This is a genomic window from Pseudomonas sp. MDT2-39-1 (assembly GCF_054898085.1).
In genome coordinates this window covers 3,753,157-3,777,421 of the sequence record NZ_CM142716.1, presented here as the reverse complement: position 1 = coordinate 3,777,421, position 24,265 = coordinate 3,753,157, and the positions used below count along the sequence as shown (strand labels likewise).

Here is a 24,265-nt window from a genome sequence, read left to right as displayed (position 1 = left end):
CACTCACACGGTGAAGACCGGCACGGGATTGCACCAGCGGTCCTTGTATTCTCGATCGGCGCGGCCGAAGGAAAAACGCAAGGGTTTATCCAGGGCTCGCGCATGCTCCCAGGCACTTTGTGTGTTGAGAAAACTCAGCACGCTACCGGGGCTGAACGCGCGCGTTTCAGGATCGACGCCGCCGTTGATGTACTCGACGCTGATCCACTCAGGCGCCTCGACGCGGTACACCAGTTGAATCGCAATAGGTGCATCGTTGAGGAAAATAACTGAGCCGATCAGCAAGTCCCGCAGCAGTTCGATCACCTCGTCCATGCGTTCGGCCCCAGTGGCCGGGAAACCCCAGCGGCGCTGAAAGAGGTCGCAATAGATCGCGGCCAGCTCAGTGCTGGAGAACTCGGCGACCGACCGCACCACCCCGCCGGCCTCTTCCAGCAGACGCAATTCACGGCGCTGGTTGTAGCGAAACTTCTTCGACAACTCTTCGGGCGTGCGGGCCATGGCCAGTTGTTCGGTCTGCAACTTGATGTCGATGAAACGACCTTCACTGAGCGCCGACAAATAACGTCCGCGATGGCGCAGTGGTGCTTGTGCATCAGCGGCGGCCGGCAGGATCAACTCGGCATTGCCGAGGTCGAACAAGCCCTTTTTGCCGCGGCGTTTGAGCACGTCCTTGGACAGTGCCAGGTCGCGTCCCCAGGTCGGAATAGCGGCTTTCACTTCACCGTTTTGCTCCCAGGCCAGGTAACGCACCGGGATCCCGGCCAGCTGTGCCAGACGTTCAACCACCAGAGGATGTGTCGCGACGCTGCCGCCAAATCGTTGCCAGGCCTGTGCATAAGTCGAGGCGTCGACCACCGCCCAGCCCCGTTCGCGCCAGCCTTGAAATCGGTTGAGCATCAGCCCCTCGGTGCCAGTTCGGTGACGTGCGGCAAATGCCAGAAAGCATCGCGTACCGCGCGGTCGGAGAAACGCTCACGCAGGCGATCGAGCATCAGCTCGGCACACTGGTGACGTTGCTGGTCGTCCATCGCGGCCAGATGTTTGAGCCCTTGGGCCAAGTGTTCGGCATCGCCCAGCGGGAACAGAATGCCCACGCCCTCAACGACTTCCTTCGCCCCACCGCACGCGGTGGCGAGCAACGGTACACCGGCAGCCATGGCTTCCAGCAGCACCATGCCGAAGGGTTCGTGATCAGAACTCAGGGCAAACACATCGAAGGCACGGAAGTAGCGACGGGCATCCGGCACTTGACCGAGAAACAGCACGCGATCGCCGATCCCCAATTCCCGGGCCAGGGCCTTGAGGTCCTGTTCCAGTCGACCGCTGCCGAGGATCACCAATTGGCTGTTGGCCGGCAAGCCCGGCAATGCTTCGGCAAAACCGTGCAACAGCGTGGTCTGGTCTTTGTCCGGATGCAGCCGCCCGACGTTGCCGACAATCCAGGCATCCGCCGACAGACCGAGGGTTTCCCGAGCCTCACGCACTGACACCTGACTGGTCTGCAACGCCGGCACATCAACACGGTTATAAAGCGTCTGAATCCGTCCGGCCGGCCATTTCGGCAGGCAACGGCGCATGTCGTCTCGCACCGCATCGGAGACCCCGAGCAGGCTAAGGCGCTTGCGGAAAAGATGGGCGAAGAGTTTACGGGTGCCGCGCTTGTAATCGTCAAACGCGTGATGCACACCGATCACCGGCAGCGAGGTGCCGAGCAAGGCGATGTAGATCGGCTTGAAACGGTGCGCAATGCAGAAACTGAAGTTGCGCGAGGCGGCGATTTTGCGCAGATCGCTGATGGCGCCCAGCTTTAGGCCACGAATGGCCTTGGAGCTGTATTCCATGAACAGCACTTCATCGGAAGCGCAGTTCGCGGCCACCTCGCTATCGGCGGCCCCGGTCAAAAAGACCGTGGTCACCCGATAGCCAGTGCCCGCGAACAGGCTGGCGTACTGCCGCGCGCAGTCCAGAAACGGCCCGTCATAGCCGTGGCAGAACTGCAACACATGGCGTTCAGCCGAGCGTGTCATAAGCGTTGGCGCCCTCTTTGACCACCAGGATGTCTTCCATGATCAGATACTGTAGATCGGAACCGAAGAACATGTTCAGCGCGTCGGTCGGCGAGCAGATCATGGGTTCGCCACGACGGTTGAGCGAGGTGTTCAGCGACACGCCGTTTCCGGTCAGCACTTCCAGTGCCTTCATCATGTCGTAGTAGCGCGGGTTGTATTCGCGCTTGAGCACCTGGGCCCGGGACGTGCCGTCTTCGTGGACGACTTCCGGCACGCGGGTTTTCCACTCTTCCGCCACTTCGAAGGTGAAGGTCATGAACGGCGCCGGGTGATCGATCTTGATCATCTGCGGGGCCACGGTGTCGAGCATCGACGGGCAGAAAGGCCTCCAGCGCTCGCGGAACTTGATCTGGTGGTTGATCCGGTCAGCCACGCCGACAGCGCTTGGGCAACCGATGATCGAACGACCGCCCAAGGCACGCGGACCGAACTCCATGCGCCCCTGAAACCACGCTACCGGGTTGCCATCGACCATGATCTTGGCGATGTTTTCCGGCATGTTTTCGAGCTTGCGCCATACCGGCTTGCTCGGGTGACGAGCGCAGGCAGCGACGACGTCTTCGTTGCTGTACGAAGGGCCGAGGTAGACGTGCTCCATCTTCTCGACCGGTACACCACGGGCGTGGGACACATAGGCCGCAGCGCCGACCGCCGTACCGGCATCACCGGAAGCAGGCTGTACAAACAGCTCTTTGACGTCATCGCGAGCGATGATTTTCTGGTTGAGCTTGACGTTCAACGCACAGCCGCCGGCATAGGCCAGCTTGCCGGTTTCCTTGAGCACGTCGCCCAGGTAGTAGTCGATCATCTGCAGCGAAATTTTTTCGAACAGCGCTTGAATGCTCGCGGCGTAGTGGATGTAAGGCTCGTCGGCGATATCACCTTCGCGCTTCGGACCCAGCCACTCGATCAGCTTCGGCGAGAAGTAGTAGCCTTTGCCCTTCTCTTTATAACGACGCAGGCCGATGACGTTGGCGTAGTCGGTGTTGATCACCAACTCGCCGTTTTCGAACGAGGCCAGGCGCGAGAAATCGTATTTGCTGGCGTCGCCGTACGGCGCCATGCCCATGACCTTGAACTCACCGTCGAGCATATCGAAACCGAGGAACTCGGTGATCGCGCCGTACAGGCCGCCGAGGGAGTCCGGGTCGAAGAATTCCTTGATCTTGTGGATCTTGCCGTTTTCGCCGTAACCGAAGAAGGTCGTGGCGTACTCACCCTTGCCGTCGATCCCGAGGATCGCGGTTTTCTCTTTGAAACCAGAGCAGTGGTAAGCACTGGAGGCGTGGGCCAGGTGATGTTCGACGGGTTCGATCTTGATTTTCTTCGGATCGAAGCCCAGTTGCTCGAGGCACCAGACAATCTTGTTGCGATAGCGCTTGTAGCGACGGTTGCCCATCAGGATCGCATCGAGGGCGCGGTCCGGGGCGTACCAGTAACGCTTGGCGTACTGCCACCGAGCCTTGCCGAACAGGCTGATCGGGGCGAATGGGATCGCGACCACGTCAACGTCGGACGGCTTGATGCCCGCCTGCTCGAGGCAGAACTTCGCCGATTCGTAAGGCATGCGGTTCTTTGCATGTTTATCGCGCACAAAGCGCTCTTCTTCAGCTGCCGCGACCAGCTTGCCGTCGATGTACAAGGCTGCGGAAGGATCATGGCTAAGGGCGCCGGACAGGCCAAGAATCGTCAATGCCACAGGGGTCTAGCCTCTTTAGTCTGCATGCAGGCGACAAGCGCCTCAAAAATTGATGTGCCCCTCGCAAGGGGCGAGAGACAGCTAAAGGGCGGGATTATAGCGTAAACATGGCGGGAATGACCCAGCGCTTATGACCCCTCTTGGACGAAAGCGTGGCGCCCTGCTTATCCGCGGCCTGCCCGCCAGTAAATACCGAGATTGCCGTCTGTAGCCTGGCGGTAAATCGTGTAGGGCAAGGAAACGGTGTCCATGACCCCTGACAGGGTCAGGTCCAGCAATACGAAGGGGACGAGGAAGCCGGTGGGATCAGGCGGGGCATTCAAGATGCAGAAGTCGTAGGCCAGGCCGCTGTAAATGCGGGGAATGGACTGGCAGTAGGTTTTTTGCTTTCGCAGGCCGCGAGCGGCGTCTTCGTCATCTTGCAGCACCGTCAGCGCGGTCCCGCAGCCCGATAAAGCCAGTGAGAAGGTACCGATCGCAACAGCCGTTTTTATGGTCAAAATCTGCCCTCCGTGAACGTCAGGCAAACTAGCATCGTGGCTATTCAGGGCACAGTTCATGGGGTCTGTGGATCATGTAGGACGATTCACAAGAACTTGTCCCCTTAATCGCGGGTGACTGTTCTGGCCCCTTCGCGAGCAAGCCCGCTCCCACATTTGATCTGCTGTGAACACAGAGCCAGTGTGGGAGCGGGCTTGCTCCGGGCGGCGTTCCGACGAAAGGGTCGAAGACCCGATTCAGGCCGCGCCAGAGATGTCTTTGGGAAGCCGCTGATCAATGACCTGATACAGCGCACTGCTCTCGGGCCAGTTACGCATGAATCGCGCCCGGTCCCGCGCATACGCCGGGGCAAAGCTGCTCGTCGAGCCATGCTGACACATTGAATCCAGATCGATCAGCGCCCAGCGATCCTGCTGCCAGAACAGGTTGTGGCCTTTGAAATCCCCATGACTGATCCGCTCACGAATCAGCTCGGCAAACAAATGATCCAGCGCCACCAGTTCAGCCTCGGGCGCATCACCCCGTTCAACGTATGGCGCAAAGCGCTCGATGATGTCCGGCCCCGGCAGAAACTCGGTCACCAGATACGCCCGACTGCGCAGCCACAGAAAACGCTTCTCCAGCAACGCCAACGGTTTGGGCGTGGCGATGCCGAGGAAGGCGAGGCGATTGCCTTCGCGCCACGAGTGCCAGGCACGGCTCGGGCGCCAGAAGCGTTTGAGCCAGTGTGCAAAGCCTTTGATGTTGTAGCGTTTGATTACCAGCGTCCGACCATTAACCTCGACTTTTCCTACGCTCGCCGCACCGCCGGTCTTGTACAGATGGCCCTGGTCGAGCAAGGCATCGGCCTGTTCCAGCACCGGCACCATCGCCGCTTCTTCTTCACGGCGAATCGCACGCAAACCGAACGCCCCGCGCTGAACGCTGAACAACGAACACTCGCGGCCGACCTTGATCAGGTAATCCTTCAAGCGCCAGCTGCGAACCTTGTCGATCTGCTTCTGCAACGCTTCCATCGGCAATGCGTGCTCGCCGTTGCTCAACAGGTAATACACCAGCAATTCTTCGGTGAACGGTTCCAGCGACTTGGGCAACTGGGCAAAAAATACGCCGAGGTTTTCCAGGACCTTCTGCCGTGACAGCGGCTGGCCCGGCGTTTCAGCACAGACGCCGCCGCCATCGATCAGGTACAACCGGCCTCGCTGACGCAACAGGTTGTCCAGATGCAGGTCTTCCTGCCAGAGCCCCTTGCGATGCATTTGGCCAATGGCGCCCAACGCCTCGGCCAGCACGGCCCCTTGCATATCCGCCAACACCGGCAAGTGTTCGACTTTTTTCCAGGTATCCCCCAGGCTTTCGGCGCTTTCGAGGAAGTCGAACAACAGCCAGCCACCCTCGCCCTCTTTCAGGCCGTCCACCAGCAGCTGCGGCGTGGTCAGCCCCTGATCGGCGAGCAAACGCACGCCGTCCAGTTCACGCTGGAAATGCCGCGCCGCCTTGCTGCCGACCAACAACTTGGCCAGCACCGGCCGGCCGCGCCACACGCCGGCACCCACGTAACGCTGTCCCGGCAAAACCCGCAGCAGACTCAGCAGCTGCAACTCGGCGGGACCCGCGGCATCGGCCAGGGAAATGCTCATCGGCAGGCTCGGGCTGCGGCCGGCGTTTTTCAGTTCGGACAACCGCATCAGCGCGTCTCCTTGTGACTGCGCCGCGCGGTCAGGCGCGAAACCCAACTGTCCACCAGCGAACTGTCCTGCGGCTGATCCACGTACACCGCCAGCAACTCGCGCAACTGCGCTTCAGTCCACTCCGGCGCGCGACGCAGCAACGGCTCCAGGTCCTTGATCCGGTCACGCTGACCGAACAGCAACGGCCGGGTCTTTTCCAGGTCGATCAACTGCGCCTGATAACCGTCGCCCGTGGCCTGCAGAAAAATGTGTTTAGGGTAAAAACAACCGTGAAGCTGGTGTACGCCGTGCAGGCGCCGCGCCAGTTCACCACAGGCTTTCATGACGGCCGAATGTTGCGCTTCGCTGAGGTCCGACCAGCGCTGCAACAGCGAATCCAGGTCATCCCAACCATCCAGCGCACGCGTCAGCAGAACCGCCCGCACTTCCCCGTCTACTTTGCGCTCACCGAAAAACGCCGCCTGCAGCGCCGGAATGCCCAGCTTCTGATAACGACTGATGTTGCGAAACTCGCGGGCAAAACTCGGCTCCCCAAACGGCGCATGGAAGGTGCGCGTCAGGTAGTTGCTCTGGCGCTTGAGGTAGTAGCCATGACCTTCCAGATCCAGCCGAAACACGCTGCTCCAGCCGCCACCGACGGTGTTGGGTTCATCCACCGCGTCGAGCTGCTTGGCCCAGAGTGCGTCGAACGTGCCGAGGCCATGACGCTCAAGCAGCGCACGGTCTTCAGCGGCCAGAAAATCAGTCATTCGCGTCCCTCGAAAAATCTCACCACGTGCCGGATCCGTTTTTTGTCGTCGGCATTCAGCCGGTCACGCTGGCGGTATTGCAGGTAAAAGCGCAGGCGCTGGGTGGCCGACAGGTGATATTTGGCCACCTTGTCGAGACACGCCAGGTCCTTGGTGATCCGGTACTTGAGCCAGAAGCCGCGCCAGAAATCGCCATTGGGGCAATCGATCAGGAACAGCTTGGCCTCATCGTCGACCAGCAGGTTGCGCCACTTCAAATCGTTATGGGTGAAACGGTGGTCGTGCATGGTCCGGGTGTAACCGGCCAATTGACGACTGACGGTATCGACCCAGGCGCGGTCCGCCAGCTTCGGATCGTGCCGGTCCGCGAGGGCCGACAAGTCTTCTGTGTTCGGCAGTTCGCGGGTAATCATCGCGCCACGGGCATACGCGGCGCCGCGCCGCTCCAGGCCCCAGGCAACCACTTCAGCGGTGGGAATACCCCACTTGGCGAAGCGCTTGAGGTTCTGCCATTCGGCCTTGACCCGAGGCTTGCCCAGATAACGGCGCAGGCCTTTGCCGGCGCCGCTGTAGCGCTTGACGTAGTAATTGACGCCGTTGCGATTGACGCGGATGACCTCGGACAACGGGTCGCGGGTCAGGCGCTCGCCCTGAAGTGCGAACACCGCTTCCAGGCAGCCAAAATCTTCCGCCAGATCGCTGTAAGCAGGTTCCAGTTTCCAACCCGGCATCAGAGCGCATCCCCGTATCGCTGTTTACGGTCGTAGAGTTTGTTGGCCTTGCCTTCGAGCCAGGCAAGCAATCCGGCTTCCTCGCCCAGAATCTGACGCAAGGGCCGCTGGAAGTAGCCTTTGAGGAATCGCAGTTTGTCGCGTTTGGTCAGGCCGATGTCCAGTGCCGAAAAGTACAGCGCCGCCAGATCCTTGTTGCGCCAGCGTTGAGTGATCGTCGGACGGGTCTGGGCGCGGTGCAGGTCGATCACCGAGAGTTTGAAGTCGTCGGCAGTCACCGGTTTATCGGTGTGCAGCAGGAAGTGGCAGATGTAGCAGTCACGATGGTTGACTCCGGCGCGGTGCATCATGCCGGTCATGCGTGCGACTTCGGCGATCAGTGCGCGCTTGAGTTTGGGCTCGGGCGGGTTCTTGATCCAGTCGATGCTGAAGTCTTCGAGGCTGACGGTGGGCGCCAGTTCTTCGGTGACGATGAACGAATGCTGATCCGCCGGGTTGCTGCCCTTCTCGCCGTAGGCAACCGCCGTCATGGTCGGCACGCCGACTTCTTTCAGGCGCTGAATGGCCTTCCACTCCTGGCCCGCGCCGAGTACCGGCAGCTTGGCCGTCAGCAGGTTCTTGAAGATCTCGCCCCAGCCGATGCCACGGTGGATCTTCACGAAAAAACCATTGCCGTTCACTTCAGTGCGCAACGTCCGGCGCGCTTCCAGTTCACGGTAAACCTCGCCCTGCAAGCCTTCGACTTCGGTGAACGCATCGCGCCCGGCCCAAAGGCTCTTGAACGGTTCAGCCAGCATCAACTTCATTAAGCGTGCTCCGCCAGAATCACATCGGCCGCGTGTTGCGGCATGCTGTAGAGGTCGGCCGTCTCAGCGAAGGCCAGACCGTTGCGGCTCCAGGCCGCCCGTGCTTGAGCGTCGTTCAACATGCCGGTCAGGTACTGAGTCAGTTGAGCCTGATCGAACGGTTCGTCCAACACCAGGCCAGCGTCGGCCTCGGCGATGTAATGGGCGTAACCACAGACCGCGCTCACCAATACCGGCAACCCGGCGACCAATGCTTCGAGCAGCACGGTCCCGGTGTTTTCGTTATACGCCGGGTGGATCAACAGGTCGGCCCCCAGCAGGAAACGCGGGATATCGCTGCGCCCCTTGAGAAACGTCACGTTGTCGCCGAGCCCCGAGGTGGCGCTCTGCATCTGGAATAATTTGGGGTCATCCTGGCCAATTACAAACAGCCGGGTGCGTTTCTTCAGATCAGCGGGCAATGCGGCCAGCGCCTTGAGGCTGCGATCCACGCCCTTGGTCTTGAACCCGGAGCCGATCTGCACCAGCAGCAGATCATCGTCCTTGAGGTTGAACTCGCGACGGAAATCGGCCCGAATCTCGGCGGCATTTGGCGGCGCGCGACGATCCTGTGAGATACCCGGCGGCAGCAAATGGAAGCGTTCCAGCGGCGTGTCGTAATGCTTGATGAACAGCGGCTGCTGGACCTCGGAAATCATCAGCACTTCGGTCTTTGCATCCTTGGCGAACACCGCGCGCTCGTACTCGGCGAAGTGCCGGTAGCGGCCCCAGCGGCGGTACAGCGAATTGCGCAGGTTCTGTGCCTTGTCTTCGAAACAGCCGTCGGCGGCGTAGTAAACGTCCAGGCCCGGCATCTTGTTGAAACCGATCAGACGGTCCACGGGACGCTTGGCCAGGTCCGCTTCCATCCACTCGCTGAGCTTCTCGTTACGCCGATGATTGAAGAACGCTTTGACAGGCGCCACCAGCACTTCGAAACCCGGCGGGACATCGCCTTCCCAGATCAGCGTGTAGACGCGAATCTGATGACCGCGCTGCTGACATTCCAGGGCGATGCGCATGAAGTCGCGCTGCAAGCCCCCGAACGGAAAGTACTTGTACAAGACGAATGCCAATTGCATCAGCGCAGCTCCTCAGCCAGTAACAACGTGCTCAGTCGGGTCGCGACACGCTCGGGATTCAGACGCGTGAAGCACAGGGGCCACTCGCGTTTCAGGTCGAACTGACGGGCATCTTCGGCCGTCGGTTGATAGGTGCATTTCTTTTGCAGGCACGGCGCGCAGGGGAAGTCGCTGGCGATGTGAATCTGTGCCTTGCCGTAGGCGCCGGTCAGGCCCGGGTTGGTCGGGCCGAACAGCGACAGGGTCGGCACGTCGAGCGCGGCGGCCAGATGACCGAGTCCCGTGTCGACTGCCACGCAGGCTTGAGCGCCGGCCAGCACTTTGCCGACACCGGCCAGGTTCAGTTTGGGCAGCACTTCGACATGCCTGAACCCGGCGGCAATGCGCTCGGCCCGGGCTTTTTCGACTGGATTGCCCCACGGTAGCTTCACGGCGACGCCGAGATAGCCCACGCGCTCGGCCAGTTCGCGCCAGTAGGCTTCCGGCCAGTGTTTGGTGTCCCACGTGGTGCCGTGCAGGAACAGCACGTACGGATTCTTGCGCGGCAATTCCACCAGGCGTTCGACGTTCAGGCCGTAATCGCCCAAGCCTTTGGGCAGGTCGTAGCCCAACGCCAGGGCGAACAATTGGCGGACCCGCTCTACCGCATGTTGCCCACGGCCCACCGCCAGACGACGGGAATAAAAGCGCGAGGCGATTGGCTCGCGCGCCGAGTCCTTGTCGAGTCCGGCGACCGGCGCTTTGACATAGCGCGTCAACCAGGCGCTTTTCAGCAGGCCCTGGGCATCAATCACCAGATCATATTGAGTGGCGCGAACGCTTTGCTTGAAGCGCTTCCACTCGCCACTTTTAATGGTTTGCCAGAGGTTTTTGCGCCAGCGACGGATCGCCACCGGAATCACCTTGCCCACGGCCGGGTGCCAGGTCGGGATTTCGGCGAAGCCTTCTTCCACCACCCAGTCGAACGTGATGCCGGGAATCGCCCGCGCCGCGTCGGTCAACGCTGGCAATGCGTGAATCACGTCACCCAGCGAAGAAGTCTTGATCAACAGAACGCGCAAACTATTTGACCTCGACCACAGTGCCCTGCAACCGCTGCAAGGCTTCGTTCACCGCTTGCGGCATGAGCTGGCGCAGGCAGTTGTAATGTCCGAAGCGGCAGGTGCGATCGAAGCAAGGGCTGCATTCGAGGCCCAGGCGCACGATCTCGACGTGCTCGGCCAAGGGTGGCGTGAAGCCCGGCGACGTCGAGCCGTAAACCGCCACCAGCGGGCGGTTGAGCGCGGCGGCGACGTGCATCAGGCCGGAGTCGTTGGACACCACCGCATCGGCGCAGGACATCAGGTCGATGGCTTCGGCCAGAGAGGTGCCGCCGCTGAGGTTCACCGACTCTTCACGCAGGCCGGGAATCAGCCGCGCGCGGATGTCTTCGCCGACCGCGTGATCGTTTTTCGAACCGAACAACCAGACTTGCCAGCCTTCGCGGATCTTCGCTTCGGCGACCTTGGCGTAGTGCTCGGACGGCCAGCGTTTGGATTCGCCGAACTCGGCGCCGGGGCACAGGACCAACACAGGGCGGTCGAGGGCCAGACCGAACTTGGCCAGCGCCGCCTCGCGGGTGACCGGGTCGATCTGCAGGCTCGGCCGTGGATACGGTGTCGGCAGCTCTGTACCGCGCTCATAAGCCAGCGCCATGAAGCGCTCGATCATCAGCGGATAACGTTCTTTATCCAGGGTGCGCACGTCATTGAGCAGGCCGTAGCGGAACTCGCCACGCCAGCCGGTGCGTTTCGGGATGCCGGCGAAGAACGGCACCAGCGCCGATTTCAAGGAGTTAGGCAGCAGGATCGCCTGGTCGTACTGGCCGGCCAGGGATTTGCCGATACGCCGACGCGTCGCCAGCTCCAAGGCACCGTGGCCGAGCGGAAAGCTCAAGGCCTGACGGACTTCGGGCATGCGCTCCAGGATCGGCCGGCTCCACTCGGGGGCCAGGACGTCGATTTCGCATTGCGGGTGGCGTTGCTTGAGACACTGAAACAGTGTCTGCGCCATCACCATGTCACCGACCCAACTGGGCCCAACGATCAGAATTTTCATGTGGTTTCCAAAAACGAACCGGGGAGGCATACGCCTCCCCGCCTCGAGAATTCTACAAAACACTGCAGATCTACTGTGGGAGCAAGCTTGCTCCCACATTGGGTATTGGTGCACATCCAGTGCGGTGCAGCTTAGCTGCCAAAATCTACAAAACAACGCAGATCACCTGTAGGAGCGAGCCTGCTCGCGATAAGGCCATCACTCCAGCATCGAGGGTGACTGACACTCTGCTATCGCGAGCAGGCTCACTCCTACAGGGGTATTCGGTGCTGCCACTGTCCGGTTTCAGCTTAGCCCCAGCTCGCGCCAGATCCGTAATACCTGCCGCCGTTCGTCCGCGAACTGGTCGCCCGGTATCACCCCCGCGTCCTTCTGCAAGGCCTGCCGGTGCGCGGCGGAGCGGTAGGCTTTATAGGCCTCGCGCAGCAAGCTGGCGTCTTCGGCAGGCATCAGCCCTTCGTTCTCCAGCTCTTCCAGAATGCGGATGTTGTCCGTCCAGCGCAGCAATGGCGGGTGTGTTTCGGACCACGCCAGGGCCGCGTATTGCACCATAAATTCAATATCGACGATACCTCCGGCGTCCTGCTTGAGATCGAACGGCGCCGAGGCCTCGAAGGCGTTTGCCGCGGTGCCGGCCGCGGTGCTCTTGCTACCGAGGTTATCGCGCATCTTGGCGCGCATCTCGCTCACCTCCTGGCGCAAGGTCGCGAGGTCGCGCGACTTGCCCAATATCGCCGCGCGGACCTTCTCGAACGCCAGGCCGACATCCTGACTGCCGACCAGCACCCGCGCCCGTACCAGCGCCTGGTGTTCCCAGGTCCAGGCTTCGTTTTCCTGATACCGGGCAAACGCCCCCACCGAACTCACCAGCAACCCCGAGGCACCGGAAGGTCGCAGGCGCATATCAACTTCATAGAGCTGGCCGGAGTTGGTCTGGGTCGTAATCAAATGAATGATCCGCTGCCCTAATCGGGTGAAAAATTGCGCACCGTCGATAGGTTTCGGTCCGTCGGTTTCCGCCTGCGGATCGCCGTCATGGATGAACACCAGGTCCAGGTCCGAACCATGCCCCAGTTCCAGCCCGCCGACTTTCCCGTAACCGACAATGATGAAGCCGGGATCGCACAAGGTGCCGTCGGTGCGCAGTGGCGTGCCGTATTTGGTCACGGTCTGGCGCCAGGCCAGCGCCAGCACTTGTTCGAGAATCGCTTCGGCGAGCCAGGTCAGGTAATCGCTGACTTTCATCAACGGCAGGCTGCCGGCGATTTCCGAAGCGGCGACCCGCAAGCGGTGCGCCAGTTTGAAATGGCGCAGGGCTTCCATTTGTTGCTCGAGGTCGTCTTCGGGAATCCGCGTCAGACGCTCGCGCAATTCGGCGGCCAGTTCCGGCGCCAGGGGCGGCTTGAACAACCGGCCTTCGTTGAGCAATTCGTCGAGCAGCAGCGGGAAGCGGGTGATCTGTTCAGCGATCCACGGGCTCGCGGCGCACAAGGTCAGCAACCGCCGCAGCGCGCCGGGGTTTTCGGTCAGCAACACCAGATACGCGGAGCGACGGGCCACCGCTTCAACCAGCGGCAGCACACGTTCCAGCACCAGATCCGGATTGGCGTGCTCGACTGCCTGAGCCAGCAACCGCGGAATAAACGCATCGAGGCGTTCGCGCCCCAAACGTTGCATCGCGCGCAATTGCGGGCTGCTGCGCAAACCGGCTAACGCTTTCAGCGCCTTGGTGGCATCGGCAAACCCGCCCTCTTCCAACTGGCGGCAAGCGGCCTCTTCATCCTGGGCTTCTTCCCACAGTGGCAGCCATTCACCGCCGACCACCACTTCGCTTTCAGTGCCTTCCTCTTCATCGGGATCGGCAATCACCTGACCGAAGTGCCAGGCCACGCGACCACGCCAATACATCAGCTGCTCATGGAAAGCCTCCCAGTCAGCGAAGCCCAACATAAAGGCAATGCGCGCCTGATCCTGCGCGCCGTCCGGCAGCATTTGGGTCTGACGATCAGCAATCGCCTGGATCGCATGCTCGGTGTAACGCAGGAATTCGTAGCCTTCGCGCAACTCGCTGACCACCGCCGGCGGCAGGTAGCCCTGACCTTCCAGGGTGTTCAGTACTTTTAATAGAGGGCGTTGCTGCAGGCTCAGGTCGCGGCCGCCGTGGATCAGCTGAAACGCCTGGGCGATAAATTCCACTTCGCGGATGCCACCCGATCCAAGCTTGATGTTGTCGGCCATGCCTTTGCGCCGCACTTCCTGCTGGATCAGCTGCTTCATGGTGCGCAGCGCCTCGATCGCCGAGAAGTCGAGGTAACGCCGGTAAACGAACGGGCGCAGCATCTCTTGCAGTTGCGCGCCGGCCACTTGATCGCCAGCCACCACCCGCGACTTGATCATCGCGTAGCGTTCCCAGTCGCGGCCCTGATCCTGGTAATACTGCTCCAGCGCGTTGAAGCTCAGCACCAAGGCACCGGCCGAGCCGTAAGGTCGCAGGCGCATGTCGACGCGAAACACAAAACCGTCGACGGTCATCGGGTCCAGCGCCTTGATCAGGCGCTGGCCGAGCCGGATGAAAAATTCCTGGTTATCCAGCGAGCGCTTCACGCCGACGGTCTCCCCGCCTTCGGGGTAGGCAAAGATCAGGTCGATGTCCGACGACAGATTGAGTTCCACTGCGCCGAGCTTGCCCATGCCGAGGATGACCATCTGCTGCGGCTCGCCGCTGCGCCGGCTGGTCGGCACACCGAACTGCTGGCAATGCCGCGCGTACAACCACTGATAGGCCTGATCGATGCTGGCATCGGCCATGTCCGAGAGGTCGCGACATGTCTGAACCAGATCAGCCTGGCGGGTCAGGTCGCGCCAGATGATGCGCACTTGTTGGCGGGTTCGCTGACGGCGCAAGGCACGACCGAGCTCGTCTTCGGTTTCGGCCGCATTCACTGCCGCCGCGATCTGCCCGCACAACTCGCCGGGGGCAAAGCTGCGATCCAGTTCGCCGGACTGCACCAGTGCCAGCAACATCAAAGGGTCACGCACACTCTGTTCAGTCACGAAGTCGCTGGCGGCGGTGACGCGGGCAAAGCGCGCCCAGCGTTCAGGCGTCCAGGCAGACAGGCCATGGTCGTCTTCCAACTCGCCAACGGCGGTGCGGAATGACTGCTCGGCGCGGGTGACAAACGGCAGGAGAATGCCGGGCAGTTCGGCAAGCGGAGGAAGGCTCATGGTCTATCCTTGATCGGCGTGTAGAGGGCGGCATGTAGTGAATTCTCAAATCGCACTACGTGATCGACTGTCGAACAAAGGTTAGAAATAGCTGAAATCTGTTTCTTTTTGGCAGACAGCATCAAGCTTTCACCTTTTTCGGTTGGCAAAAGACCAACCTTAACGATTATTCTCACAACGCAGCCGGAGGCCACAAGCCGCTCATCTGTAGTTTTACTACTCGTATATACATTCGAAAGGCTGAAATGCCCGATGATTTGTAGTAAAACTACACGCCGCCGGAACAACCTCTCGGCAATCCAAGAATTTATATCGTCTGCCCACAAGGCCAGTCGCAAACTCAGGCAACCGATTCTGGAAGCCTTTCCGCCCTGGAGCAAGCCATGCAAGACCTCGATCCCGTCGAAACCCAGGAATGGCTGGACGCCCTGGAATCGGTTCTCGACAAAGAAGGCGAAGACCGCGCTCACTATCTGATGACCCGTATGGGTGAACTCGCAACCCGCAGCGGTTCGCAGTTGCCTTACGCCATCACCACGCCATACCGCAACACCATCCCCGTTACCCACGAAGCACGCATGCCTGGCGACCTGTTCATGGAACGCCGCATTCGCTCGTTGGTACGCTGGAACGCGATGGCCATGGTGATGCGTACGAACCTGAAAGATTCGGACCTGGGCGGTCACATCTCCAGCTTCGCCTCCAGCGCCACCCTCTATGACATTGGCTTCAACTATTTCTTCCAGGCCCCGACCGACGAACACGGCGGCGACCTGATCTACTTCCAGGGTCACACCTCGCCAGGCGTTTACGCCCGTGCGTTCATGGAAGGCCGCATCACCGAAGACCAGATGAACAACTTCCGCCAGGAAGTCGACGGCCAGGGCTTGTCGTCCTATCCGCACCCGTGGCTGATGCCCGATTTCTGGCAGTTCCCGACCGTATCCATGGGTCTGGGCCCGATCCAGGCGATCTACCAGGCACGCTTCATGAAGTACCTGGAAGCCCGTGGCTTCATCCCTGAAGGTAAGCAAAAAGTCTGGTGCTTCCTGGGCGACGGCGAGTGCGACGAGCCGGAATCCCTGGGCGCGATCTCGCTGGCTGGCCGCGAGAAGCTCGACAACCTGATCTTCGTCATTAACTGCAACCTGCAGCGCCTCGACGGCCCGGTTCGCGGCAACGGCAAGATCATTCAGGAACTCGAAGGCGTGTTCCGCGGTGCTCAGTGGAACGTGACCAAAGTCATCTGGGGCCGTTTCTGGGACCCACTGCTGGCCAAAGACGTCGACGGCATCCTGCAACGTCGCATGGACGAAGTCATCGACGGCGAGTACCAGAACTACAAAGCCAAAGACGGCGCGTTCGTGCGTGAACACTTCTTCAACTCGCCAGAACTCAAGGCGATGGTTGCAGACTTGTCCGACGACGAGATCTGGAAGCTCAACCGTGGCGGCCACGACCCGTACAAGGTCTACGCGGCGTACCACGAAGCGGTCAACCACAAAGAACAACCGACCGTCATCCTGGCCAAGACCATCAAAGGTTATGGCACTGGTGCCGGCGAAGCGAAAAACACCGCGCACAACACCAAGAAGGTTGATGTTGAAAGCCTGAAGTTGTTCCGCGATCGTTTCGACATTCCGGTTAAAGACTCCGAGCTGGAAAACCTGCCGTTCTTCAAACCCGAAGAAGGCAGCGCCGAAGCCCGCTATCTGAGCGAGCGTCGCACTGCACTGGGCGGTTTCGTGCCACAGCGTCGTGCCAAAAGCTTCGACATTCCGACCCCGCCACTGGATACCCTCAAGGCAATCCTGGATGGTTCGGGCGACCGTGAAATCTCCACCACCATGGCCTTCGTGCGGATCCTGGCGCAGCTGGTCAAGGACAAGGAAATCGGCTCGCGCATCGTCCCGATCATCCCGGACGAAGCCCGTACCTTCGGTATGGAAGGCATGTTCCGTCAGTTGGGCATCTACTCGTCCGTCGGCCAGCTCTACGAGCCAGTCGATAAAGACCAGGTGATGTTCTACAAGGAAGACAAGAAGGGCCAGATCCTCGAAGAAGGCATCAACGAAGCGGGCGCCATGAGCTCCTTCATCGCTGCCGGTACGTCGTACTCCAGCCACAACCAGCCAATGCTGCCGTTCTACATCTTCTACTCGATGTTCGGCTTCCAGCGTATCGGCGACCTCGCCTGGGCCGCTGGCGACAGCCGCACCCGTGGCTTCCTGATAGGCGGCACCGCCGGCAGAACCACACTGAACGGCGAAGGCCTGCAACACGAAGACGGTCACAGCCACATCCTGGCTGGCACCATCCCGAACTGCCGCACCTTTGATCCAACCTACGGCTACGAGCTGGCGGTGATCATCCAGGACGGCATGAAGAAGATGACCGAAGAGCAGCAGGACGTTTTCTACTACATCACCGTGATGAACGAGTCCTACCAGCAGCCAGCCATGCCGGCCGGTGTCGAGGAAGGCATCATCAAGGGCATGTACCTGCTCGAAGAAGACACCCGCGAAGCGGCGCACCACGTTCAGCTGATGGGCTCCGGCACCATCCTGCGTGAAGTCCGTGAAGCGGCGAAGATCCTGCGTGAAGAGTTCAACGTTGCCGCCGACGTCTGGAGCGTTACCAGCTTCAACGAACTGCGTCGCGATGGCCTGGCCGTCGAGCGCACCAACCGTCTGCACCCGGGTCAGAAGCCTAAACTGAGCTATGTCGAAGAGTGCCTGAATGGCCGTAAAGGTCCGGTCATCGCCTCTACCGACTACATGAAGCTGTTCGCTGAGCAAATTCGTCAGTGGGTCCCGTCCAAGGAATTCAAAGTCCTGGGCACCGACGGTTTCGGCCGCAGTGACAGCCGCAAGAAGCTGCGTCACTTCTTCGAAGTCGATCGTCAATTCGTGGTGTTGGCAGCCCTGGAAGCACTGGCTGACCGTGGTGATATCGAACCTAAAGTGGTGTCTGAAGCCATCGCCAAGTTCGGGATCAACCCGGAAAAACGCAACCCACTGGACTGCTGAGGAGACACTCTGTGAGCGAACTCATTCGCGTACCTGACATCGGCAGCGGTGAAGGTGAAGTAATTGAACTGTTTGTGAAGGTCGGCGACCGTATCGAAGCCGACCAGAGCATCCTGACGCTTGAGTCGGACAAGGCGAGCATGGAAGTGCCTGCGCCGAAGGCCGGCACCATCAAGAGTCTGAAAGTGAAGCTGGGCGATCGCCTGAAAGAAGGCGACGAACTGCTGGAGCTGGAAGTCGAAGGTGCCGCTACTGCGGCCCCTGCGGCTGCCGCTGCGCCGGCTGCAAAAGCTGAAGCCAAACCGGCTGCTGCTCCTGCCGCCGCTCCAGCGCCTGCTGCCGCACCTGCTGCTGCCGCTTCCCAGCAAGTGAACGTGCCGGACATCGGTTCGGCGGGCAAGGCTCAGATCATCGAGATCCAGGTCAAGGTCGGCGACACGGTCGAGGCTGATCAGTCGCTGATCACTCTGGAATCCGACAAGGCCAGCATGGAAATCCCTTCGCCCGCCGCTGGCGTGGTCGAAAGCATCAGCGTCAAGCTCAACGACGAAGTCGGCACCGGCGACCTGATTCTGGTCCTGAAAGTGGCGGGGGCTGCGGCCCCTGCTGCTGCCGCGCCAGCTCAGGCCGCTGCGCCTGCTGCCGCTGCTCCGGCGCCAGCCGCTGCGGCCCCGGCGGCTGCACCGGTTGCGGACAGCGTTCAGGACATTCATGTCCCGGACATCGGTTCGTCGGGCAAGGCCAAGATCATCGAAGTGCTGGTCAAGGCTGGCGACACCGTCACCGCCGATCAGTCGCTGATTACCCTGGAATCCGACAAGGCGAGCATGGAAATTCCATCGCCTGCCGCTGGCGTGGTGGAAAGCGTTTCCGTCAAGCTGGATGACGAAGTCGGTACTGGCGACCTGATCCTGAAGCTGAAAGTCAAAGGTGCTGCGCCTGCTGCGGCACCGGCTCCGGCCGCCGCTCCTGCTGCTGCACCCGCGGCGGCCAAGGCTGAAGCTGCTCCAGCTGCCGCTGCGCCTGCCGCATCGGCGGCGGCTCCGGCCAAGCCGGGCGCGAAGGTTCACGCCGGCCCGGCTGTACGCCAACTGGCCCGTGAATTCGGCGTCGAGCTGAGCGCGGTCGGCGCAAGCGGCCCGCACGGTCGTGTGCTGAAAGAAGACGTGCAGGTTTACGTCAAAGCCATGATGCAGAAGGCCAAGGAAGCACCGGCCGCTGCTGCTGGCGCAACCGGCGGCGCGGGCATCCCGCCGATTCCGGTCGTGGACTTCAGCCGCTTCGGTGAAACCGAAGAAGTGCCGATGACCCGCCTGATGCAAATCGGCGCGTCGAGCCTGCATCGCAGCTGGCTGAACATTCCGCACGTGACTCAGTTCGATTCGGCTGATATCACCGACCTGGAAGCGTTCCGTATCGCTCAGAAAGCCGTTGCAGAGAAGGCTGGCGTCAAGCTGACCATCCTGCCGCTGCTGCTCAAATCCTGCGCGCACCTGCTCAAGGAACTGCCGGACTTCAACAGTTCGCTGGCACCCAGCGGCAAGGCGATCATCCGCAAGAAGTACGTGAACATCGGCTTCGCGGTCGACACGCCCGATGGCCTGCTGGTACCGGTCATCAAGAACGTCGACCAGAAGAGCCTGTTGCAACTGGCAGCCGAAGCCGCCGTACTGGCCGCCAAAGCCCGCGACAAAAAGCTCACCGCTGACGACATGCAAGGCGCCTGCTTCACCATTTCCAGCCTCGGCCACATTGGCGGTACCGGCTTCACGCCGATCGTCAACGCGCCGGAAGTGGCGATCCTCGGTGTTTCTAAGGCAACCATCCAGCCAGTCTGGGACGGCAAAGCCTTCCAGCCGAAACTGATGCTGCCCCTGTCGCTGTCCTACGATCACCGTGTGATCAACGGCGCCGCTGCTGCACGCTTCACCAAGCGTCTGAGCGACCTGCTGGCAGACATCCGCACCATCTTGCTGTAACACCGACCGGCCCTCCTTCTCCGGAGGGCCTGTCGCGCTCCACGTTTTCCGAGCGCCACGCTCGTACCTCAACCCCGCCAATTTGGCGGGGCTTTTTTTGCCTTGAATAAAGCATCTTCCTACAGCCGTGGCTTACATCGCCCACAACTCAAGTCCACTTCCGCTCGATATTTTTTGCTGCTCAATAACTAGGCTTAGTTCGACAGCATTTTCTTATGAAGACTGCGAACCTCTTTTGCTTAGTTAGCGTTATTTCGAATGGATTCGAACATGTTCAAACCGACTGTCGGCCCTATTATTGGCCACACTACAACTAACCACGTGCGCATTTTTCTGCGCGGCGAACTTCAAGACAACTCATTGGCCTTTGCCGGTATTCGCTACCGGCGTTATGGAGAAGAGCGTTGGTCCAATGGCGTATTTGCCAAATTGTCCTTCTTGCGCGACATGGCCGATGTGATTGCACTCAACGACCTCGCCATCGACACTGAGTACGAATACCAGGCCGGATGGTTCAGCCCCATGAGTCCGGTGCATACCGTGGAGACCGTTCAGGAGCTGCCGCTGCAATGGCCACGGGAGGTTTATCGCTTTCGCACCCAGTCCGGCAAAGCCAACACGCCGCGGGCGTATATCGTTGGCTCATGCCGCTACCTGCGCCTTACTGCAGGTGTGGCCATCGCACCAAAGGCCGGTGACCGGATTTTTGCGTCGATCATCGATCTTGCGCAGCACGCCGAACCGCGCATCAGCGCGATGCTGATGACGGGCGATCAAATTTATGTGGACGACCTGAACGTTATTGCGCCTGACCGGGAATACAAGGAAATACTCATTAAGTACCGCGCGGCTTTTTCCCAACCGAACATCGCCAGGTTAATGGCCAACCAGTCGACTTACATGATCCTCGACGATCATGAAATAGAAGATAACTGGCCAGCCAACGAAAGCAAGGACGATGCTTATTTATATAAGAACGCGATGACAGCCTATGAGATATACCAGGCCAGCCACAGCCCGGCGCATCATTTATTGGCCAACGGTCAAGTAAGCCGAAAGCTGGAACAGTATTGGTATCAGTTCGCCGAAGGCGATATTGAATGGTTTATCACCGACAGCCGCACCCGCCGTAACTTGTCGGCCGATGATCGACGCATCCTCGACGATGAGCAGGAACAGGCGCTGTGTAAATGGCTGATCCACAGCCCGGCCCGGGTCAAGTTCGTGGTCACCAGCGTGATGTTCTACCCCGACCGCAAACTCAACGGGGATGACGCCTGGAAAGCCTTTCCAGAACAACGCCTACGGTTGTTGGAGACGATTCGTACGCATCGCATCAAGAATGTCGTCTTCGTTTCCGGCGATGTCCACGGTTCCATGACCAGTCGCCTGACCCACAGCGAGGATACGGACTTCGAAGTGCACACTATCGTGTCGTCACCCCTGTGCAACAGCAAGCTGCTGCCGTACGCCTCCGCGTCCACCTTCATTCTCGATCAGGCACTGGCGCTAACCGCAGCGGGAGATTACCGGCATGAATTGACCAGCAAGGTGGTCAGCGAAGACAACTTCGCCCATCTGGTGGTTGATCGGGAGCAGATTCAGGTCAATTACCACGACCGGGACGGCAAGCCTTTGCAATCGATCAACATCCCGTTGCGCTAAGGCGATGAAGGCCAAATGCATTAGTTTTCGGCCCTTGCTGGAGAAATCTTCGCCCCTGCCGACATATTCTTATAGCACTTGGCCTTCATGTCTCTTGTCAGTCAGTGTCGCAATGATGCAACCTTGCCGAAGGCAACAGTAAAGAGGGCGAGAGCCCGGCGCGATCAGCACATTCGAAGCGAGTTTCCCTCAATGAAAAGCCAACCCGATGCCGCCAGCCGTATGGTGGCCGAGGTAGTGACGCAATTGCCTGTGCCCTCGCGGCTCGGCATGCTGCGTTTCGAACGGCTGAATGAAGCTAGCTGGGCGCTCCTGTTTCTCGATCCCAATTGCGAACGACAGTTTGGTCTGCCGGCCGTGGAACTTTGTGCCCTGATCGATTCACCTTACGCCAGCCTGATGGAGCCCGAAGCGCGCTATCAACTGCACGACGCGATTCAGCAGCAACTCAGCGACAGCCCGCATTACCTGATCCGCTACAACCTGCACACCGCCAAAGGCTCCCTGAGCCTGCTCGAATTGGGCGAAGCCTACCGCCAACACAATCGACACCTGCTGCGCGGCTACCTGATGGTCGTGGACGGTTTGTTCGAGGGTGAACCGCTGCTGCCGTCGCTGGACCTGGAAACCCAGAACTCGCGCCTGCAAATTGCCCTGGAACTCAACCAGCGCGCCCAGCTGGAACAACTGCAGCATCTGGACCGAGTACGGGCCCAGCAAGATTTGATCCTGCTGCTGACCCGACAGCGCTACAGCACCAACAATTCCCTGCAAGAAGCCGCTGAACTGATCACCCGCAGCGCCTGCGATATCTACGAAATCGACTGCGCCAGCCTGTGGAACCTCGAAAATTCGATGCTGGTGCCGATTTCGGCCTATCACCGCGCCTCCCGGGAATACCTACTGCCGGATCCGATCGACGTCAGCGGCTTCCCGGATTACCTCGACGCCTTGCACTGCAGCCGCGCCATCGACGCCCACAACGCGATGCGCGACCCGCGCACCCGGGAAATGGCCGAGAGCCTGCGCCCGCGCGATGTGAACGCGATGCTCGACGCCAGTATCCGCATCGACGGCCAGGTGGTCGGCGTCCTCTGCCTGGAACAGACCGGCGCAACCCGCGCCTGGCAGTCGGACGAAATCGCCTTTGCCGGCGAGTTGGCAGACCAGTTCGCCCAAGTCATCAACAACCACAATCGCCGCACCGCCACCAGCGCCTTGCACTTGTTCCAGCGTGCGGTCGAGCAAAGTGCCAACGCCTTTTTGCTGGTCAACTGCGATGGCGTGGTGGAATACGTCAACCCGAGCTTCACGGCGATCACTCAATACAGCACCGAAGAAGTCCACGGCCAGCGGCTGTCGGAACTGCCGGCGCTGGAAAACCTCAGCGAGCTGCTGTTCGACGCGCCCTCGGCGCTGGCCAAGAGCAACAGCTGGCAGGGCGAGTTCAAGAGCCGCCGTAAAAACCTCGAACCCTACTGGGGCCAGTTGTCGATTTCCAAGGTGTATGGCGACAACCGTGAGCTGACGCATTACATCGGCATCTACGAAGACATCACCCAGACCAAACTTGCCCAGCAGCGCATCGAGCGCCTGGCCTACACCGACAACCTGACCAACCTCGGCAACCGCCCGGCGTTCATCCGTAACCTCGACGAACGCTTCGCCCGAGACAGCGACACGCCGATCAGCCTGCTGCTGGTGGACATCGACAACTTCAAGCGCATCAACGACAGCCTCGGCCACCAGACCGGCGACAAACTGCTGATCAGTCTGGCCCGCCGTCTGCGTAACAGCTTGAGCCCGAGCGGCAGCCTGGCGCGTTTCGCCAGTAACGAATTCGCCGTGCTGCTGGACAACACCGACCTCGCGATGGGTCAGCAAGTCGCCAACCAGTTGCTGGCGACCCTCGACAAGCCGATGTTCGTCGATAACCAGTTGATCAGCGTCACCGGCTCCGTGGGCCTGGCCTGCGCGCCGCTGCACGGTCGCGACCCACAGACCCTGATGCGCAACGCCGGCCTGGCGCTGCACAAGGCCAAGGCCAACGGCAAACATCAGGTTCAGGTGTTTACCGAAGCGCTAAATGCCGAGGCCAGTTACAAACTGTTCGTCGAGAACAACCTGCGCCGCGCCCTGACCCAGAACGAGCTGGACGTGTTCTATCAGCCCAAACTGTGCCTGCGCAGCGGTCGCCTGCTGGGCATGGAAGCGCTGCTGCGCTGGAACCATCCGGAAAAAGGCATGATCCGTCCGGACCAGTTCATCAGCGTCGCCGAAGAAACCGGGTTGATCATCCCGATCGGCAAATGGATCGCCCGCCAGGCCTGCCGCATGAGCAAAGACCTGACCGCCGCTGGCCTGGGCAATCTCCAGGTGGCGATCAACTTGTCGCCCAAGCAGTTCTCCGACCCGGACCTGGTGGCGTCCATCGCCAACATCCTCAAGGAAGAAGCGTTGCCGGCGAACCTGCTGGAGCTTGAGCTGACCGAAGGCCTGCTGCTGGAAGCCACCGAAGACACCCACTTGCAGCTCGATCAGCTCAAGCGCCTGGGCCTGACCCTGGCCATGGATGACTTTGGCACCGGTTACTCGTCGCTCAGCTACCTGAAAAAATTCCCGATCGACATCATCAAGATCGATCGAAGCTTCATCCACGAAATCCCGGACAACCAGGACGACATGGAAATCACCTCCGCGGTGATCGCCATGGCCCACAACCTGAAACTCAAGGTCGTGGCTGAAGGCATCGAGACCGCCGAGCAACTGGCCTTCCTTCGTCGTCACCGCTGTGATGTCGGCCAGGGCTACCTGTTCGACCGACCGATCCCGGGCGCCGAGCTGATCGAAAAGCTCAAACGCTACCCACGCGGCCCGCTCGTCTGACATAACACCGCGAT

General features: G+C 60.5%; 16 protein-coding genes. 4 read left to right on the top strand and 12 right to left on the bottom strand.

The genetic code is table 11. The features are described from left to right. Window positions 1-3: 3 nt before the first annotated feature. From ACYZTM_RS17860 to glnE, 12 genes are all read right to left on the bottom strand, one after another. Complete coding sequence (locus ACYZTM_RS17860; RefSeq protein ID WP_461983802.1) at window positions 4-900, bottom strand: antimicrobial resistance protein Mig-14; 897 nt, start codon at window positions 898-900, stop codon at window positions 4-6. Further along, a complete protein-coding gene (locus tag ACYZTM_RS17855; RefSeq protein WP_131058762.1) occupies window positions 900-2,030 on the bottom strand; it encodes a glycosyltransferase in 1,131 nt (376 codons plus the stop codon). Before ACYZTM_RS17855 ends, ACYZTM_RS17860 begins: the two co-directional genes overlap by 1 nt. Further along, the gene (locus tag ACYZTM_RS17850) at window positions 2,014-3,771 is read right to left on the bottom strand and encodes a carbamoyltransferase family protein (protein ID WP_461956849.1); all 1,758 of its coding nucleotides are present in this window, start codon (window positions 3,769-3,771) and stop codon (window positions 2,014-2,016) included. The genes ACYZTM_RS17855 and ACYZTM_RS17850 overlap by 17 nt, the downstream gene beginning before the upstream one ends. A 164-nt stretch (window positions 3,772-3,935) precedes the next feature. Beyond that, window positions 3,936-4,271: a YceK/YidQ family lipoprotein gene (locus tag ACYZTM_RS17845; RefSeq protein ID WP_042932434.1), complete on the bottom strand. Its 336-nt coding sequence runs from the start codon at window positions 4,269-4,271 to the stop codon at window positions 3,936-3,938. Window positions 4,272-4,508: 237 nt separating this feature from the next. Beyond that, window positions 4,509-5,960: a lipopolysaccharide kinase InaA family protein gene (locus tag ACYZTM_RS17840; RefSeq protein ID WP_461983799.1), complete on the bottom strand. Its 1,452-nt coding sequence runs from the start codon at window positions 5,958-5,960 to the stop codon at window positions 4,509-4,511. Then, window positions 5,960-6,712, bottom strand: coding sequence for a lipopolysaccharide kinase InaA family protein (locus tag ACYZTM_RS17835; protein WP_131058759.1), 753 nt, complete (start codon window positions 6,710-6,712; stop codon window positions 5,960-5,962). Before ACYZTM_RS17835 ends, ACYZTM_RS17840 begins: the two co-directional genes overlap by 1 nt. Further along, a complete protein-coding gene (locus ACYZTM_RS17830; RefSeq protein ID WP_131058758.1) occupies window positions 6,709-7,443 on the bottom strand; it encodes a lipopolysaccharide kinase InaA family protein in 735 nt (244 codons plus the stop codon). Before ACYZTM_RS17830 ends, ACYZTM_RS17835 begins: the two co-directional genes overlap by 4 nt. After that, complete coding sequence (rfaP, locus tag ACYZTM_RS17825; protein WP_131058757.1) at window positions 7,443-8,249, bottom strand: lipopolysaccharide core heptose(I) kinase RfaP; 807 nt, start codon at window positions 8,247-8,249, stop codon at window positions 7,443-7,445. The genes ACYZTM_RS17830 and rfaP overlap by 1 nt, the downstream gene beginning before the upstream one ends. Continuing rightward, on the bottom strand, window positions 8,249-9,370 hold the full coding sequence (locus ACYZTM_RS17820) for a glycosyltransferase family 4 protein (protein WP_131058756.1): 1,122 nt from the start codon (window positions 9,368-9,370) through the stop codon (window positions 8,249-8,251). The genes rfaP and ACYZTM_RS17820 overlap by 1 nt, the downstream gene beginning before the upstream one ends. Continuing rightward, entirely contained in the window at window positions 9,370-10,431 is a 1,062-nt protein-coding gene (waaC, locus tag ACYZTM_RS17815; RefSeq protein ID WP_131058755.1) for a lipopolysaccharide heptosyltransferase I, read from the bottom strand. The genes ACYZTM_RS17820 and waaC overlap by 1 nt, the downstream gene beginning before the upstream one ends. A 1-nt stretch (window position 10,432) precedes the next feature. After that, window positions 10,433-11,467, bottom strand: coding sequence for a lipopolysaccharide heptosyltransferase II (gene waaF / locus ACYZTM_RS17810; RefSeq protein WP_131058754.1), 1,035 nt, complete (start codon window positions 11,465-11,467; stop codon window positions 10,433-10,435). Between the two features lie 285 nt (window positions 11,468-11,752). Next, complete coding sequence (gene glnE, locus ACYZTM_RS17805) at window positions 11,753-14,692, bottom strand: bifunctional [glutamate--ammonia ligase]-adenylyl-L-tyrosine phosphorylase/[glutamate--ammonia-ligase] adenylyltransferase (RefSeq protein WP_461983795.1); 2,940 nt, start codon at window positions 14,690-14,692, stop codon at window positions 11,753-11,755. A 383-nt stretch (window positions 14,693-15,075) separates the two neighbouring features. Here glnE and aceE point away from each other — a divergent pair, with 383 nt between their 5' ends. The 4 genes from aceE (at window position 15,076) to ACYZTM_RS17785 (ending at window position 24,251) form a co-directional block, all read left to right on the top strand. Further along, window positions 15,076-17,721, top strand: a complete 2,646-nt coding sequence (aceE, locus tag ACYZTM_RS17800; RefSeq protein ID WP_131058751.1) for a pyruvate dehydrogenase (acetyl-transferring), homodimeric type — start codon at window positions 15,076-15,078, stop codon at window positions 17,719-17,721. An 11-nt stretch (window positions 17,722-17,732) separates the two neighbouring features. Further along, on the top strand, window positions 17,733-19,700 hold the full coding sequence (aceF, locus tag ACYZTM_RS17795) for a dihydrolipoyllysine-residue acetyltransferase (protein ID WP_461983793.1): 1,968 nt from the start codon (window positions 17,733-17,735) through the stop codon (window positions 19,698-19,700). Between the two features lie 270 nt (window positions 19,701-19,970). Then, window positions 19,971-21,365 (top strand): alkaline phosphatase D family protein, encoded by a 1,395-nt coding sequence (locus ACYZTM_RS17790; protein WP_461983791.1) that lies wholly within the window; start codon window positions 19,971-19,973, stop codon window positions 21,363-21,365. 192 nt (window positions 21,366-21,557) lie between these two features. After that, the gene (locus ACYZTM_RS17785; RefSeq protein ID WP_131058748.1) at window positions 21,558-24,251 is read left to right on the top strand and encodes a sensor domain-containing phosphodiesterase; all 2,694 of its coding nucleotides are present in this window, start codon (window positions 21,558-21,560) and stop codon (window positions 24,249-24,251) included. Window positions 24,252-24,265 lie beyond the last annotated feature (14 nt).

What these genes read in the sequence shown, in the direction of transcription:
- glnE (WP_461983795.1), bottom strand. Translation starts at nt 14,692, where the DNA reads ATGAGCCTTCCTCCGCTTGCCGAACTGCCCGGCATTCTCCTGCCGTTT.
- ACYZTM_RS17820 (WP_131058756.1), bottom strand. Translation starts at nt 9,370, where the DNA reads ATGCAATTGGCATTCGTCTTGTACAAGTACTTTCCGTTCGGGGGCTTG.
- ACYZTM_RS17855 (WP_131058762.1), bottom strand. Translation starts at nt 2,030, where the DNA reads ATGACACGCTCGGCTGAACGCCATGTGTTGCAGTTCTGCCACGGCTAT.
- ACYZTM_RS17860 (WP_461983802.1), bottom strand. Translation starts at nt 900, where the DNA reads ATGCTCAACCGATTTCAAGGCTGGCGCGAACGGGGCTGGGCGGTGGTC.
- ACYZTM_RS17785 (WP_131058748.1), top strand. Translation starts at nt 21,558, where the DNA reads ATGAAAAGCCAACCCGATGCCGCCAGCCGTATGGTGGCCGAGGTAGTG.
- waaF (WP_131058754.1), bottom strand. Translation starts at nt 11,467, where the DNA reads ATGAAAATTCTGATCGTTGGGCCCAGTTGGGTCGGTGACATGGTGATG.
- aceE (WP_131058751.1), top strand. Translation starts at nt 15,076, where the DNA reads ATGCAAGACCTCGATCCCGTCGAAACCCAGGAATGGCTGGACGCCCTG.
- ACYZTM_RS17835 (WP_131058759.1), bottom strand. Translation starts at nt 6,712, where the DNA reads ATGACTGATTTTCTGGCCGCTGAAGACCGTGCGCTGCTTGAGCGTCAT.
- ACYZTM_RS17830 (WP_131058758.1), bottom strand. Translation starts at nt 7,443, where the DNA reads ATGCCGGGTTGGAAACTGGAACCTGCTTACAGCGATCTGGCGGAAGAT.
- rfaP (WP_131058757.1), bottom strand. Translation starts at nt 8,249, where the DNA reads ATGAAGTTGATGCTGGCTGAACCGTTCAAGAGCCTTTGGGCCGGGCGC.
- ACYZTM_RS17840 (WP_461983799.1), bottom strand. Translation starts at nt 5,960, where the DNA reads ATGCGGTTGTCCGAACTGAAAAACGCCGGCCGCAGCCCGAGCCTGCCG.
- ACYZTM_RS17790 (WP_461983791.1), top strand. Translation starts at nt 19,971, where the DNA reads ATGTTCAAACCGACTGTCGGCCCTATTATTGGCCACACTACAACTAAC.